Annotated in this window: 11 protein-coding genes; 4 read left to right on the top strand and 7 right to left on the bottom strand. The window is 56.8% G+C overall.

Annotated elements, in window-relative coordinates:
- Positions 1–212: 212 nt before the first annotated feature.
- Positions 213–1,850, bottom strand: coding sequence for a long-chain fatty acid--CoA ligase (locus tag BV390_RS16720; protein WP_085397123.1), 1,638 nt, complete (start codon positions 1,848–1,850; stop codon positions 213–215).
- Between the two features lie 272 nt (positions 1,851–2,122).
- A complete protein-coding gene (locus tag BV390_RS16715) occupies positions 2,123–2,842 on the bottom strand; it encodes a response regulator transcription factor (RefSeq protein WP_032695746.1) in 720 nt (239 codons plus the stop codon).
- 144 nt (positions 2,843–2,986) lie between these two features.
- Here BV390_RS16715 and BV390_RS16710 point away from each other — a divergent pair, with 144 nt between their 5' ends.
- From BV390_RS16710 to BV390_RS16700, 3 genes are read left to right on the top strand one after another with little or no spacing between them, the layout of a single operon-like run.
- Complete coding sequence (locus tag BV390_RS16710; RefSeq protein ID WP_085397144.1) at positions 2,987–3,598, top strand: cytochrome b/b6 domain-containing protein; 612 nt, start codon at positions 2,987–2,989, stop codon at positions 3,596–3,598.
- A 10-nt stretch (positions 3,599–3,608) separates the two neighbouring features.
- Positions 3,609–4,397 (top strand): molybdopterin-dependent oxidoreductase, encoded by a 789-nt coding sequence (locus tag BV390_RS16705; RefSeq protein ID WP_085397122.1) that lies wholly within the window; start codon positions 3,609–3,611, stop codon positions 4,395–4,397.
- A 49-nt stretch (positions 4,398–4,446) separates the two neighbouring features.
- Positions 4,447–4,707, top strand: a complete 261-nt coding sequence (locus BV390_RS16700) for a pentapeptide MXKDX repeat protein (RefSeq protein WP_032695744.1) — start codon at positions 4,447–4,449, stop codon at positions 4,705–4,707.
- A gap of 170 nt (positions 4,708–4,877) precedes the next feature.
- Here the strand turns inward: BV390_RS16700 and cobB are convergent, their stop codons facing one another.
- The 5 genes from cobB to lolC form a co-directional block, all read right to left on the bottom strand.
- Positions 4,878–5,702, bottom strand: a complete 825-nt coding sequence (gene cobB / locus BV390_RS16695) for a Sir2 family NAD+-dependent deacetylase (RefSeq protein WP_032688329.1) — start codon at positions 5,700–5,702, stop codon at positions 4,878–4,880.
- Between the two features lie 14 nt (positions 5,703–5,716).
- Entirely contained in the window at positions 5,717–6,628 is a 912-nt protein-coding gene (gene nagK / locus BV390_RS16690; protein ID WP_032700293.1) for an N-acetylglucosamine kinase, read from the bottom strand.
- Positions 6,629–6,783: 155 nt separating this feature from the next.
- Positions 6,784–8,028, bottom strand: coding sequence for a lipoprotein-releasing ABC transporter permease subunit LolE (lolE, locus tag BV390_RS16685; RefSeq protein WP_032688331.1), 1,245 nt, complete (start codon positions 8,026–8,028; stop codon positions 6,784–6,786).
- Positions 8,028–8,729: a lipoprotein-releasing ABC transporter ATP-binding protein LolD gene (gene lolD / locus BV390_RS16680; protein ID WP_032688332.1), complete on the bottom strand. Its 702-nt coding sequence runs from the start codon at positions 8,727–8,729 to the stop codon at positions 8,028–8,030. Before lolD ends, lolE begins: the two co-directional genes overlap by 1 nt.
- Positions 8,722–9,921 carry a lipoprotein-releasing ABC transporter permease subunit LolC gene (lolC, locus tag BV390_RS16675; protein ID WP_123198868.1) on the bottom strand — a complete coding sequence of 400 codons (1,200 nt, stop codon included), beginning with the start codon at positions 9,919–9,921 and terminating at the stop codon, positions 8,722–8,724. The genes lolD and lolC overlap by 8 nt, the downstream gene beginning before the upstream one ends.
- Before the next feature lie 564 nt (positions 9,922–10,485).
- On the opposite strand from lolC, the gene mfd reads away from it, so the two are divergent.
- A complete protein-coding gene (gene mfd, locus BV390_RS16670) occupies positions 10,486–13,932 on the top strand; it encodes a transcription-repair coupling factor (protein ID WP_032688334.1) in 3,447 nt (1,148 codons plus the stop codon).
- Positions 13,933–14,015 lie beyond the last annotated feature (83 nt).

Here is a 14,015-nt window from a genome sequence, read left to right as displayed (position 1 = left end):
TTCCCCCGCTCTACTGCGCAACACTGACACTCATACCAGCGCAGAATTTCCGCCACGAGGCTAATCATGCTGGCGACGGTATGACTGCTGCCGAGGAGGGGCAATCGGGTCGCCATTATCATCCCGCGTAAGCCGCCGGGTGCGGCCATTCCTCCGCGATTCAACTCTGGGTATTAGCACCCGCACGTTGATTGGGGCCCCCGGACGCCGGCTTATCCCGCATCGCGCCCATCCGCCATCAGAATCTGACCAAACTCGGCGCGCAGCCGGTTTTTCAGGACTTTACCGGTGGCGCTGACGGGGAGCGCATCGATGAACAGAATCCGGTCCGGAAGCTGCCATTTCGGCACTCGTGTCTGGTACCAGGCCAACAGCTCCGGCTCTTCAATTTCGCCATCTTCTGCCCTGACACACAGCAGCACCGGACGCTCATCCCAGCGCGGATGCTGCGCCGCAATCGCCGCCGCGCTGCGAATCGCCGGATGGGCAAGCGCAATATTCTCCAGCTCGACCGTTGAGATCCACTCTCCGCCGGACTTAATGATATCTTTCGCCCGATCGTGAATCACCAGGTAGCCATTCTCATCAACCGTGCCAATATCACCGGTGTCGAACCAGCCGTCATCGGTCAACGCGGTATCGGGACGACCGTAGTAATTTGCCGCCACCCAATGGCCGCGCACCTGCAGATAGCCCTGACTTTCGCCATCGTTGGCCAGCGCCTGGCCCTCAGCATCCACCACCCGCAGATCGATGCCAAAAATGACGCGCCCCTGACCGTGCCCCAGTTTTTGCTGTGCCTCCTGAGGCAGGGCTTTATGTTTGCTCAGCGGCGTGTTGATGGTGCCGATGGGCGAAGTCTCGGTCATCCCCCAGGCATGAATCAGCTCAATACCATAATCGCGGCGGAAGACCTCAATCATCGACGGGGGCAGCGCCGACCCGCCGACAAAAGATCGTTTAAAACAGGGCAGGCGAACATCCGATTTACGCAGCGCGGCAAGCAATCCTGCCCAGATGACCGGAACGCCGAAGGCGACGCTGACCTGCTCCTCGCTCAACAGCCGCAGCAAGCTGTCGCCGTCCAGATTCGGCCCCGGCAGAACCAGGCGAGCGCCGGCCATCGCGGCAATAAAAGGCGTGCCCCAGGCATTGACGTGGAACATCGGCACTACCGGCAACAGCGTGTCCTGCGCCGAGATACCGGCCGCATCCGGCTGATTGCCGCTCAGCGCATGCAGTACCAGCGAGCGGTGGGTATTCAGCACCCCTTTCGGCTTGCCGGTGGTCCCCGAGGTATAGCACAGCGACGCCGGCGAATGTTCGCTCACCTCGGGCCAGCGATACGCCGGATCCGCTGCAGCGATCAGCTCATCAAAAAACAGCAGCGAGTCCAGCGCGGCGAGCGCCTCCTCATTCCGCGGCTCCAGCAGAACAAAATGCTTTACCGTTGGCAACTGGGGCCGCAGCGCGCAGATAAGCGGCAGAAAGGTGTCGTCGAAAAACAGAATCTCGTCCGCGGCATCATTGATGATAAACGCGAGGTGTTCCGTGGACAGGCGTGGGTTGATGGTATGCGTCACCCATCCCCCAGCACTGATGCCAAAATAGATCTCCAGATGGCGGCGATTATTCCACGCCAGCGTGCCGCAGCGGGCGCCTGTCGGGAGCCCCAGCCGGCTCATGGCGGAAGCCAGACGCAGGGCGTTATCCGCCACCTCTCCCCAGCTACTGTACTCTCTTCCCCCTAACGTCCCGACCGAAACAATTTCCGTATCGCTATGATAGCGCGCGGCATGCTCAATGAGCGTCCGGGTCGTTAAATCCTGATACATCATCGGTGGATGCATGGCTGTTACTCCGCGACAGGCTGATATGTTGTGTAAGTGATGCGGTCCGGTGTGCACCCGAACTCTCACTAAATCTGGCAACAACCCAGGCAGCCAACCAAAACAGATGTGCAAAATTTAGCGTTCACGCACAAGAATCCTCGTCTGGCAGCGGGGAATGTGATGGGAAATGGCTTTTCACGCGCGGCGGTAGCGCGCAGAAGAGGGGCCGACGCAGTGAAGAATGCGCGAGTGGTACGCTCGTCGCATTCAACTCGCGCCGGCGCAATGTTTCAGTTGCCAGGCTCTGGCTGCGGGGCCGTAAACTTATATCCTTTTCCCCATACCGTCAGAATAAACTCCGGCTCCGCCGGATTATCTTCTATTTTCATCCTCAGCCGATTAATGTGCGTGTTGACCGTATGCTCATACCCTTCATGCTGATAGCCCCACACCTGGTTGAGCAAACTGATGCGGGAAAAGACCTTATCGGGATGCCGGGCAAAGAACCACAGCAGGTCGAACTCGCGCGGCGTCAGGTCAAGCGCGAGATCGCGCAGACGCGCTTCGCGCGCAAGCGGGTCGATGGTCAGCCGGTCAATGTGCAGTATGCCGGCGTCCTGCATCAGATTCTGGGCCATGGCCTCCTGACGACGAAAGAGCGCCTTCACTCGCGCCACCAGCTCAAGCATCGAAAAGGGTTTCGCGAGGTAGTCATCTGCCCCGAGTTCCAGCCCCAGGACACGATGGACTTCACTTGCGCGCGCGCTGATTATCACTATCGGCATGTAGCTTGCCATAGTGCGGGCATGCCGACAGATCTCCAGACCGTCGATGCCCGGTAACATCAGGTCGAGGATCAGCGCGTCCCAGCCGCCCTGCCTGACCATCGCCAGCCCGCCGGTGCCTTCAGCAGCATGGCTGATTTCATAGCCCTCCTCGCATAAATGCAGCTGCAGCAGCTCCGCGATATTTTCATCATCTTCAATAATTAATACTTTTTTGGGCTTCATCGCTGCCGCCTTATTGCGTTCTGTCAGAGACAGTTTAGACGACATTCGCATCGCGAGTTATCACATTTAATTTAACTTTTCGTGATACATCGGCGAACAGATTCAGGCCACACTGTTATTAACGCAATAACCGGGAATATCATGATGAACAGTCTCTCAAATCAGATTAAGCCCGCGACCATTCATCCTCTGTGGTTAAGAATTTGCCACTGGGTTAATGCGCTTTCGATATTAATTATGGTGACCAGCGGCTGGCGTATTTATAACGCATCACCGTTGTTTAATTTTGATATTCCGGATGTACTGACTCTTGGCGGTTGGCTGGCAGGCGCATTGCAATGGCATTTTTCAGCAATGTGGTTGTTTGCTCTTAACGGTGTATTTTACCTGCTGATGAATCTTGTCAGCGGGCGCTTAAAAAAACAATTCTGGCCTCTGTCGCCGCAAGGAGTAATTGACGATTTTATTTCCGCACTACGCGGCAGGCTGACACATGACAATCCCGGCCATTATAACTACGTCCAGAAACTGGCCTATCTCTTCGTCATGCTCGATAGCATTATTCTGGCGTTATCCGGCCTGGTTATCTGGAAGTCGGTGCAGTTTCCGCTGCTACGAATCTTACTCGGGGGATATGACAACGCACGGGTGATTCATTTCTTTGCGATGTCCGCACTGATGGGATTTGTCGTTATTCATCTGCTGATGGTGCTGCTGGTCCCGAAAACGTTACTGGCCATGCTCCGCGGACGATAAGGAAAATACAGTGAACAATCATAAAAATTCATTCTCCGCCGCCGACAAGGCCATCGTAGTCCAGGAGGCGAGCCGGGAAATTAACAAGCGGCTCTCATCGGAAGGTCGTCGCCGCTTTATCAGGCAGGGGTTAACTTTTGGCGGTCTGATGCTGTTAAGCGGTTGCGATATCAGCAATAACAGCGAGGTCGAAACAACCTTAAGCCAGATCTCACAATTTAACGATCGTATTCAACGCTGGTTATTTAATGCTAATAACCTTGCGCCGGTTTATCCCGAAAGTATGATCGCTCGCCCTTTCCCGTTTAATGCATTTTACAGCGAGGATCAGGCGCCCACCATCGACGGCAGCGATTATCGTCTTGAAGTTTCTGGATTAGTGGCTGACAAACGCCCATGGACACTGGCCGAACTGCATAAGATGGCGCAGGTCAGCCAGATCACGCGACATATTTGTGTGGAAGGATGGAGCGCCATTGGTAAATGGGGTGGCGTTCCGTTTGCCCTATTCCTCAAACGTATCGGCGCCGATCTGAGCGCCAGCTACGTCAGCTTTCGCTGTGCTGATAATTATTATACCAGTATCGACATGGCCACTGCGCTCCATCCGCAGACGATTATGGCATTAACCTACGATGGCCAGGTATTACCGCGTAAATATGGTTTCCCGATGAAGTTAAGAATTCCGACCAAGCTCGGTTATAAAAACCCGAAGCATATTATGTCAATTGAAGTCACTAACCGCTACCCCGGTGGCTACTGGGAAGACCAGGGTTATAACTGGTTCGCTGGTAGTTAATTCGTGGTCGTCATCATCCGTTATTCATACAACATGAAGGAATTGCAAAATGAAAAAGATTAATACGTTACTGATGTGCTCTGCTTTACTTTTCGGTATGTCCAGCGCCTACGCTGCCGATAATATGGCTAAAGATAATATGGCCAAAGATAACATGGGCAAGATGTCTCACGACTGCACAAAAGATGGCATGAAAAAAGAGTGTATGTCTAAAGATGGCATGTCGAAGGATAAAATGAGCAAAGACAGCATGGCCAAAGATGCCATGGCGAAAGACAAGATGGGCAAAGACACGATGGGTAAACAATAACCGCGCAGCCCGACGACGAGGTCAAAGGGGTGGCCTGCCGGTTGGGCAGGTAACCCCTTTTTATCCCCTCATCCTGCCACCGCAGGATCGCCTGCAGGGGCCCTCGAAACACCGGGAAACCACTCTCCTCCGACCTGAGCTTTAGCAATCAAAGCCGTAGCGTTACGGGATCAGAGATCTTTCAACAGCCGGTCGACGAATGCCGGAACAACCTCACTCGCCAGACCGTAGTGTTTTTCGGCAAATTCGCTGCCGACCTGGCTGGGCTCGAGATTAAGTTCCACGGTATGCGCCCCCTGCAGACGGGCTTCGTGCACGAAACCTGCCGCCGGGTAAACGTGCCCGGAAGTGCCAATGGCGATGAAGATATCGGCATCGGCCAGCGCGCTGTAAATGTCATCCATCCCCAGCGGCATCTCGCCAAACCAGACCACGTGCGGACGCAACGGCGCCGGGAACTGGCAGCAGTGGCACTTATCTTCCGCCGTGACGTCTCCGGTCCACTCCAGTACCTGTCCGCTCCACGAACAGCGCACCTTCAACAGCTCGCCGTGCATATGAATCACCCGACGATTTCCCGCGCGTTCGTGCAGGTTATCAATGTTCTGGGTAACCAGCACAAATCGATCGCCCAGCGCCGCTTCCAGCCGCGCCAGCGCCTGATGTGCCGCATTCGGCGCTATCTCCGGGCTTTGCAGCTGCCGGCGACGGGCGTTATAAAACGCCTGCACCAGCGCAGGATCGCGGGCGAAGCCTTCCGGCGTCGCCACATCTTCCACCCGGTGCTCTTCCCACAAACCATCGGCCGCGCGAAACGTTTTAATCCCGGACTCCGCCGAAATGCCCGCGCCGGTCAGCACCACAACCCTGGGTTTATCTGTTGTTTCCACAGCCGCCTTATCCTCTTTAAAAAAAATCCGCTGGCGCAGACGTTCACGCAAGCGACGTTTATTGCGACGAAAACGGCTCAATCGGTGTAAGCGGCGCGACAACATAGCTCCCCCTGTGGTTAATGAGTCAAATGAAGGAAGGCCGCACCGCGCATGCCTCCGGCATCGCCATGGCGCGCACGTTCAATACGCGGCACCCGGGCAACGGGAAGTAAATGTCGCGGCAGGCGTTGCGCCAGCCCTTCGCTTATGGCAGTAAAGTTAGACAATCCTCCGCCAAGCACCAGCAGATCCGGATCAACAATCGTCAGAATATTACCCAGACAGACCGCCAGCAGGTCAAGATAGCGCTCGACGTGCTCGTGCGCCCGCGCATCGCCCTGCTGCCAGAGCGCCACGATTTCGGGAGAGGTTAAGGTGTGTTGATAGAAATGTTCATAGAGCCAGGCAAAACCGCGGCCGGAGAGATAGTTTTCAATGCAGCCCAGCTGACCGCAGCCGCAGCGGGTGAGCGGGAAATCACGCCCCACGACCTCCAGCGCATCTACCGGCAGCCGGATATGGCCAAATTCACCGGTAATATAGCTATGTCCGGTAATCGATTTACCGTTGAGGACCAGGCCGCCGCCCACCCCGGTGCCGAGAATCAGCCCCATCACCAGCGGGTATTGCGTAAATTCATCGTCCCAGGCTTCGGAGAGAGCAAAGCAGTTGGCGTCGTTATCCAGACGGACTTCACGCCCGAGCCGGGCGCTCAGATCGCTGCGCAGCGACTGGCCGCTGGCAGCGGGGACGTTGGCGGCATACAGCGTGCCGTCCGCGGTTTCCGGCATCCCCGGAATACCAATCCCTACCGTCCCCTGACAGTCAAAGCGGCCGTCAGCTTCACGGACCAGCGCCTCTACCGCCTGTAGAAAGTCGGCATAACTCTCCTTCGGCGTGGCAACGCGTTTTTCCCACTGCAATCGCCGCGCTTTATCAAACACGCCCAGCGCTATTTTGCTGCCGCCAATATCAAATCCGTAGTACATAGCCATTCCTCTTTACTGACCGAAAAGGTCAGGACGTAAAGAGTGGATAACAGAGATTCTTGTAGGTCCGCGCAAACGAAGCGCCACCGGGCGCAATGTCAGGTGGCAGCTTCTCCTTACCCGACCTACCGGTTCATTCCCCGCAATCCACTGAATTACTGGCCACTCAGCACCCTCGCCGGGTCAATGCGGCTGGCGCGGCGGGCGGGATACCAGCTGGCCAGCAAACTCAGCAACAGTGCCGTCACCAGCACATAAATAACATCCAGCCAGTGCAGTTCAGACGGCAGGAAGTCAATAAAATAGATGTCGCCGGACAAGAATTTGTGCCCGATCAGGTATTCGAGGCCGTTGATGATGGACGTCAGATTTAGCGCACAAATGACGCCGATCGCCACACCAATCAGGCTCCCGACCGAACCGGCAAGCAAACCATACCAGACAAAAATGGCGCGGATCAGGCCATCTTTCGCCCCGAGCGTACGCAGTACCGCAATATCGCTGCTTTTATCTTTCACCGCCATCACCAGGGTGGAAACGATGTTAAAGCAGGCCACGCCGATCACCAGCACCATCGCGAGGTACATAATGGCGCGGATCATCTGAATATCACGATACATATAACCGTAGGTTCCGATCCAGCTCTTGATGTAAACGTAGCTGTTGGTCACTTCGCCGGCATCACGCACCAGCGTATTGGCGTGGAACACATCGGTGACTTTAATCGCAATCCCGGTCACGCTGCCAGCCATATCCAGATACTGTTGGGCATCGCTCATCGGGATCATCGCAAAACTGTGATCGAGCTGGCCGCTGAGCTGCAAAATCCCGGTCACATGCAGCCTGACGCGTTTCGGCTGCAGGAGCTGATGCTCGGAATCAGAGTTGGGGATCATGATGGAAACCCAGTCGCCCTGCTTCACGTGCAGCGCATCCGCCACCCCTTTACCGAGAATGACCTGCTGTTCGCCGGCTTTAAAATTAGCCCACGCGTTATTCTGGACAAACTGAGGCAGCGAACTCAGGCGGCTTTCCTGCTGCGGATCGACACCCTTGACCTGAATGGCGCGCATGTTGCTGCCGCTCTCCACCAGCCCGGTGAAATTAATGTACGGCGCCGCGGCAACGATCCCTTTAACTTTTTCCACCTTCGCCAGCGCGTCGTTCCAGTTGGTCCACGGCTGCTTCACCGGCTCGATTTCGCCATGCGGAACCACCGCCAGAATGCGGTTGTTCAGCTCACGTTCAAAACCGTTCATTGCGCTGAGGCCGACGATCAATACCGCCACCCCGAGCGCAATCCCGATGGTTGAAATCACCGAAATCAGCGACACCATGCCGCCACGTCGCCGTCCGCGGCTAAAACGCAGGGCAATCAATAACGATAACGGAGAAGTCATTACCTGGCCCCCATCAGGGTCAGTTCCGCGTCCAGATGGCCATCACGCATCTCCAGCTGGCGGTTCATCCGTTTGGCCAGTTGCAGGTCGTGGGTCACCACCAGAAAAGCGGTGCGCTGGGCAACGTTCAGTTCCCCCAGCAGCTGAAAAATACTGTCGGCGTTGCGGGCATCGAGGTTACCGGTCGGTTCATCCGCCAGCACCAGCCGGGGCTTGTTGACCAGCGCCCGGGCAATCGCCACCCGCTGGCGCTCGCCGCCGGAAAGCTCTGACGGGCGGTGGTTGCTGCGGTGTTCCAGCCCCACGGCATGCAGCATCGCCTTAGCCTGACGTTCAATATCCGCTGCTTTCTGTTTGCCAATCAGCAGCGGCATTGCCACGTTTTCGAGGGCGGTGAAATCCGGCAACAGGTGGTGGAACTGGTAGATAAAGCCCAGCTCACGGTTACGCAGGTCGGCTCGCGCGGCTGCGGAGAGCCGGTTCATCGACTGCCCGGAGAAAATCACATCGCCGGAGGTCGGCGTATCCAGCCCGCCGAGCAGATGGAGCAGCGTACTCTTCCCGGAACCCGAGGTACCGACAATCGCCATCATCTCCCCTTCCTCAATGCTGAAGCTGACATTGTGCAACACGTCGGTTTGCACACTGCCTTCCTGATAGCGTTTGCACAGATTGTCGCATTGCAGCAGGATCTTATTCATAACGTAAAGCCTCAGCGGGTTGAGTGGCGGCAGCGCGCCAGGAAGGATACAACGTAGATAACAATGCCAGCACCATGGCCACCAGTACGATAATCGTCACCTGGAAAGGCTCGATTGCGACCGGCAGCGCAGCGCCGTCAAGGAACGCGCCGATAATCGGCATTAAATTATTTAACTGGCTGGCGAGCAGTACGCCGAGTGCGGCGCCAAGCAAGGCTCCGACGATCCCGGCGCTGGCCCCCTGGACCATAAAGACCAGCATAATCTGTCGCGGGGTCAGCCCCAGGGTTTGCAAAATCGCCACCTCGCCCTGTTTTTCCATGACCATCATCCCCAGCGAGGTAATGATATTAAACGCCGCGACGGCCACAATCAGGCTCAGCAGCAGGCCCATCATATTTTTTTCCATGCGCACGGCCTGGAACAGCTCGCCTTTCCGCTCGCGCCAGTCCTGCCACTTCGTTCCCTGCGGCAGCGTCTGCTGGCTGAGGGTATCCACCTGTAAAGGCTGGCTCAGCCACAGGCGCCAACCGGTAATGTTGCCCAGCGGGTAGCGCATCAGGCGCGAGGCATCGTCGATATTGGTCAACATCTGATAGCCGTCCACTTCACTGTTGGCGGCAAAGGTGCCGATCACGTTAAACAGGCGTTGGCTGGGCACCCGCCCCATTGGCGTGAACTGACTGGCTGAAGGCACCATGACGCGAATCTGGTCGCCGCGGTTAACCCCCAGCTGACCGGCCAGCTGTTCGCCAAGAATGACGTTATATTTGCCGGCCTGAAGATCGCTTTGCTTCACGTTAACGAGATAGGGAGTGAGCGGATCGTTTTGCGTCGGGTCGATACCCAGCATCACGCCAACTGCGACGCTGCGGGCGCTTTGCAGCACCACATCGCCGGTCGTTAATGGCGCTATGCGCGTGACGCCCTGTAACTTGATGGCGCTTTCCGGCAGCTGCTGAGGGTTCACCGAGCCCTGCTGTGCGCTAATCATGGCCTGCGGCATCAGCCCCAGGATGTTGTTCTGCAGCTCGCGCTCGAAGCCGTTCATGACCGAAAGCACGGTCACCAGCGCCATCACGCCAAGCGTAATGCCGATGGTGGATAGCCAGGAGACGAAACGACCGAAGCGGTCGGCTGCGCGCCCGCGCATGTAGCGAAGGCCGATAAAGAGTGCGGCAGGTTGGTACATGTAATCCATCTGGTTGCTGATAGCCGATGCACGAGTATATATGGCATAGCACAACGCGTAAATCACTGAAACGGTAAGTTTTTGTCGCGTAATAAGAAAAAAGTAAAGATAAATCAAATGGATATTTGATTAGTCAGCGCTTATCTATCAGAATCTTTCACCGTAGCGGGCCCTCTTACCGTCAATCAGGTTGGCGAATACGGGTCAATCGCGGATAATCATCAACATTGAATATTAGCGATTTGCCCTTATATACCGGTCATACTGCAAGCTGCATGTGCATTGGCGACGCTGGTTTACCCGAATCACTTACCTGCGTAAGCTCATCGGGCAGCAATCGGCAAAATGAGGGACCTCTTTGTCCCTTGCCAGAGGCATCGTCGACTGTTCAGGTTCGTTTCTGACGAATTTGTCGCTCACTTGCCGCGTAACCTGGCCTATGGCCTAGCCCCTTCGGGGTCAGTGCAAGCGCTGTTCAACAATGCCTGAGGTGTTTTTGAGCAGCAATTCGAATATTTAGGGTACACATATAGAGCGAATCAAGAAGGGATCCTGATAACAGCTATGCCTCAACAATACCGATACACACTGCCGGTCAAGCCCGGCGAACAGCGGCACCTCGGTGAATTAACCGGCGCGGCTTGTGCCACGTTGGTTGCGGAAATGGCCGAGCGCCACGGTGGGCCGGTTATCCTCGTCGCCCCCGATATGCAAAATGCCCTGCGCCTGAACGATGAAGTTCGCCAGTTTACCGACAGCATGGTGACAGGCCTGGCAGACTGGGAAACGCTACCTTACGATAGCTTCTCGCCGCATCAGGACATTATCTCTTCCCGCCTCGCCACGCTCTATCAATTACCCACCATGCAGCGCGGTGTACTGATCGTGCCGGTCAGCACCCTCATGCAGCGCGTCTGTCCGCATAATTTCCTCCACGGACATGCGCTGGTGATGAAAAAAGGCCAGCGTCTGTCGCGTGATGCCCTGCGCTCTCAGCTGGACAGCGCCGGCTATCGCCATGTGGATCAGGTGATGGAGCACGGAGAGTATGCCACCCGCGGCGCCCTGCTTGACTTGTTCCCGATGGGGAGCGAGCAACCCTATCGCCTCGACTTCTTCGATGATGAAATCGACAGCCTGCGCCTGTTCGACGTCGACAGCCAGCGTACGCTGGAAGAGGTGGCCGCCATTAATCTGCTGCCCGCCCATGAGTTCCCGACCGATCAGGCGGCGATTGAGCTGTTTCGTAGCCAGTGGCGCGATCGCTTTGAGGTCAAACGCGACGCCGAACATATCTATCAGCAGGTCAGTAAAGGGACATTACCGACCGGTATCGAATACTGGCAGCCGCTGTTTTTCAGTGAGCCTCTGCCGCCGCTGTTCAGCTACTTCCCGGCGAACGCCCTGATCGTGAATACCGGCGATCTGGAAGCCAGCGCCGGGCGTTTTCAAAACGAAACCCGCGCCCGCTTCGAAAGCCGCGGCGTCGACCCGATGCGTCCGCTGCTGCCGCCGGAACAGCTCTGGCTGCGGATTGACGAACTGTTCAGCGAGCTGAAAAAATGGCCGCGCATTCAGTTAAAAACGGAACGTCTGGCCGAGAAAGCCGCCAACATTAACCTCGGTTATCAGAAGCTGCCGGACCTCTCTGTACAGGCGCAGAACAAAGCGCCGCTGGACAATCTGCGCCGTTTCCTTGAAGCCTTTACCGGCCCGGTCATATTCTCGGTTGAGAGCGAAGGTCGCCGGGAAGCGCTGGGCGAAGTGCTGGCGCGCATCAAAATTGCGCCAAAACATATTCTGCGGCTGGAAGAAGCCACCGGCAACGGCCGCTATTTGATGATTGGCGCCGCCGAACATGGGTTTATCGATAGCCAGCGTGATCTGGCACTGATTTGCGAAAGCGACCTGTTGGGCGAGCGCGTGGCGCGCCGTCGCCAGGATTCACGCCGCACCATTAACCCCGACACCTTAATCCGTAACCTGGCGGAACTGCATATCGGCCAGCCGGTAGTGCACCTGGAGCATGGCGTTGGCCGTTACGCCGGTATGACCACGCTGGAAGCCGGCGGCATCAAAGGGGAATACCTGATGCTGACCTACGCCAACGAGGCCAAACTGTACGTACCGGTGTCATCCTTGCATCTGATTAGCCGCTACGCCGGCGGCGCAGAAGAGAGCGCGCCGTTGCATAAACTCGGCGGCGATGCCTGGGCGCGCGCGCGGCAGAAAGCGGCAGAAAAAGTGCGCGATGTGGCGGCAGAACTGCTCGATATTTACGCCCAGCGCGCGGCGAAATCGGGCTTTGCCTTTAAGCACGATCGCGAACAGTACCAGCTGTTCTGCGACGGTTTCCCCTTTGAAACCACCCCGGATCAGGCGCAGGCAATTAATGCCGTTCTCAGCGACATGTGTCAGCCGCTGGCCATGGACCGCCTGGTCTGCGGCGACGTCGGCTTCGGTAAAACCGAAGTGGCAATGCGTGCCGCCTTCCTGGCAGTGGAGAACCACAAACAGGTCGCGGTCCTGGTGCCGACCACCCTGCTCGCGCAGCAGCACTTCGATAACTTCTGCGACCGCTTTGCCAACTGGCCGGTACGTATTGAAATGCTGTCGCGCTTCCGCAGCGCGAAAGAGCAGGCGCAGATTCTTGAACAGGCCGCCGAAGGTAAAATCGATATTCTTATCGGCACGCATAAGCTGCTGCAAAGTGAAGTCAAACTGCGTGACCTTGGGCTGCTGATCGTCGATGAAGAGCATCGCTTTGGGGTTCGCCACAAAGAGCGAATCAAGGCGATGCGTGCCGATGTCGATATTCTGACGCTGACCGCCACGCCGATTCCACGAACGCTGAACATGGCGATGAGCGGAATGCGGGATCTGTCCATTATTGCCACCCCGCCCGCTCGCCGTCTGGCGGTGAAAACTTTCGTCCGGGAGTATGACTCGCTGGTGGTTCGCGAGGCGATTCTGCGTGAAGTGCTGCGCGGCGGCCAGGTCTACTACCTCTATAACGACGTGGAGAATATCCAGAAAGCGGCGGATCGGCTGGCGGAGCTGGTGCCGGAGGCTCGTATTGCCATCGGTCACGGGCAGATGCGCGAGCGCGAGCTGGAACGGGTGATGAATGATTTCCACCATCAGCGCTTTAACGTACTGGTCTGTACCACCATCATTGAGACCGGGATCGATATCCCGACCGCCAATACCATTATCATCGAGCGCGCGGACCATTTCGGTCTGGCTCAGCTGCACCAGCTGCGCGGACGCGTCGGCCGTTCGCATCATCAGGCCTATGCCTGGCTGCTGACGCCGCACCCGAAAGCAATGACCACCGATGCGCAAAAGCGTCTGGAAGCCATCGCCTCGCTGGAGGATCTCGGCGCCGGTTTCGCGCTGGCCACGCATGACCTGGAAATCCGCGGCGCCGGCGAGTTGCTGGGCGAAGATCAGAGCGGGCAGATGACCACCATCGGTTTTTCGCTCTATATGGAGCTTCTGGAGAATGCTGTCGATGCGCTGAAAGCCGGACGCGAACCTTCGCTTGAGGATCTGACCAGCCAGCAGACTGAAGTTGAGCTGCGTATGCCTTCACTGTTGCCGGACGACTTTATTCCTGATGTGAATACCCGACTCTCGTTCTACAAGCGGATTGCCAGCGCCAGGAATGAGCACGACCTGGAAGAGATTAAAGTCGAACTGATTGACCGCTTTGGCCCGCTACCGGATGCGGCGAGAAACCTGCTGGATATCGCCCGCCTGCGTCAACAGGCGCAGAAGCTGGGTATCCGTAAGCTGGAGGGCAATGAGAAAGGCGGCGTGATTGAGTTCAATGAAAAGAACAACGTCAACCCGGTGTGGCTGATTGGCCTGCTGCAAAAACAGCCTCAGCACTTCCGCCTGGATGGCCCGACGCGGCTGAAGTTCATGCAGGAACTTGGCGAGCGTAAAACGCGGATGGAGTGGGTTCGCCAGTTTATGCGTCAGTTAGAAGAGAACGCAACCGCTTAATCGCAGCGCGGAGGCGGTGCCCGTCACCGTCTTCCGCGCCTTTTTCTTCCTTCACGGTCACACCCGGTAAACTTTACAAACAT

This window comes from Klebsiella sp. YJ (genome assembly GCF_002108615.1).
Lineage (GTDB): Bacteria > Pseudomonadota > Gammaproteobacteria > Enterobacterales > Enterobacteriaceae > Klebsiella > Klebsiella planticola.
Note: the sequence above shows the minus strand (reverse complement) of the source record. Positions and strands in the feature narration are given on the sequence as shown.

What these genes read in the sequence shown, in the direction of transcription:
- BV390_RS16720 (WP_085397123.1), bottom strand. Translation starts at nt 1,850, where the DNA reads ATGCATCCACCGATGATGTATCAGGATTTAACGACCCGGACGCTCATT.
- BV390_RS16710 (WP_085397144.1), top strand. Translation starts at nt 2,987, where the DNA reads ATGAACAGTCTCTCAAATCAGATTAAGCCCGCGACCATTCATCCTCTG.
- BV390_RS16715 (WP_032695746.1), bottom strand. Translation starts at nt 2,842, where the DNA reads ATGAAGCCCAAAAAAGTATTAATTATTGAAGATGATGAAAATATCGCG.
- lolC (WP_123198868.1), bottom strand. Translation starts at nt 9,921, where the DNA reads ATGTACCAACCTGCCGCACTCTTTATCGGCCTTCGCTACATGCGCGGG.
- lolE (WP_032688331.1), bottom strand. Translation starts at nt 8,028, where the DNA reads ATGACTTCTCCGTTATCGTTATTGATTGCCCTGCGTTTTAGCCGCGGA.
- BV390_RS16700 (WP_032695744.1), top strand. Translation starts at nt 4,447, where the DNA reads ATGAAAAAGATTAATACGTTACTGATGTGCTCTGCTTTACTTTTCGGT.
- lolD (WP_032688332.1), bottom strand. Translation starts at nt 8,729, where the DNA reads ATGAATAAGATCCTGCTGCAATGCGACAATCTGTGCAAACGCTATCAG.
- mfd (WP_032688334.1), top strand. Translation starts at nt 10,486, where the DNA reads ATGCCTCAACAATACCGATACACACTGCCGGTCAAGCCCGGCGAACAG.
- cobB (WP_032688329.1), bottom strand. Translation starts at nt 5,702, where the DNA reads ATGTTGTCGCGCCGCTTACACCGATTGAGCCGTTTTCGTCGCAATAAA.
- nagK (WP_032700293.1), bottom strand. Translation starts at nt 6,628, where the DNA reads ATGTACTACGGATTTGATATTGGCGGCAGCAAAATAGCGCTGGGCGTG.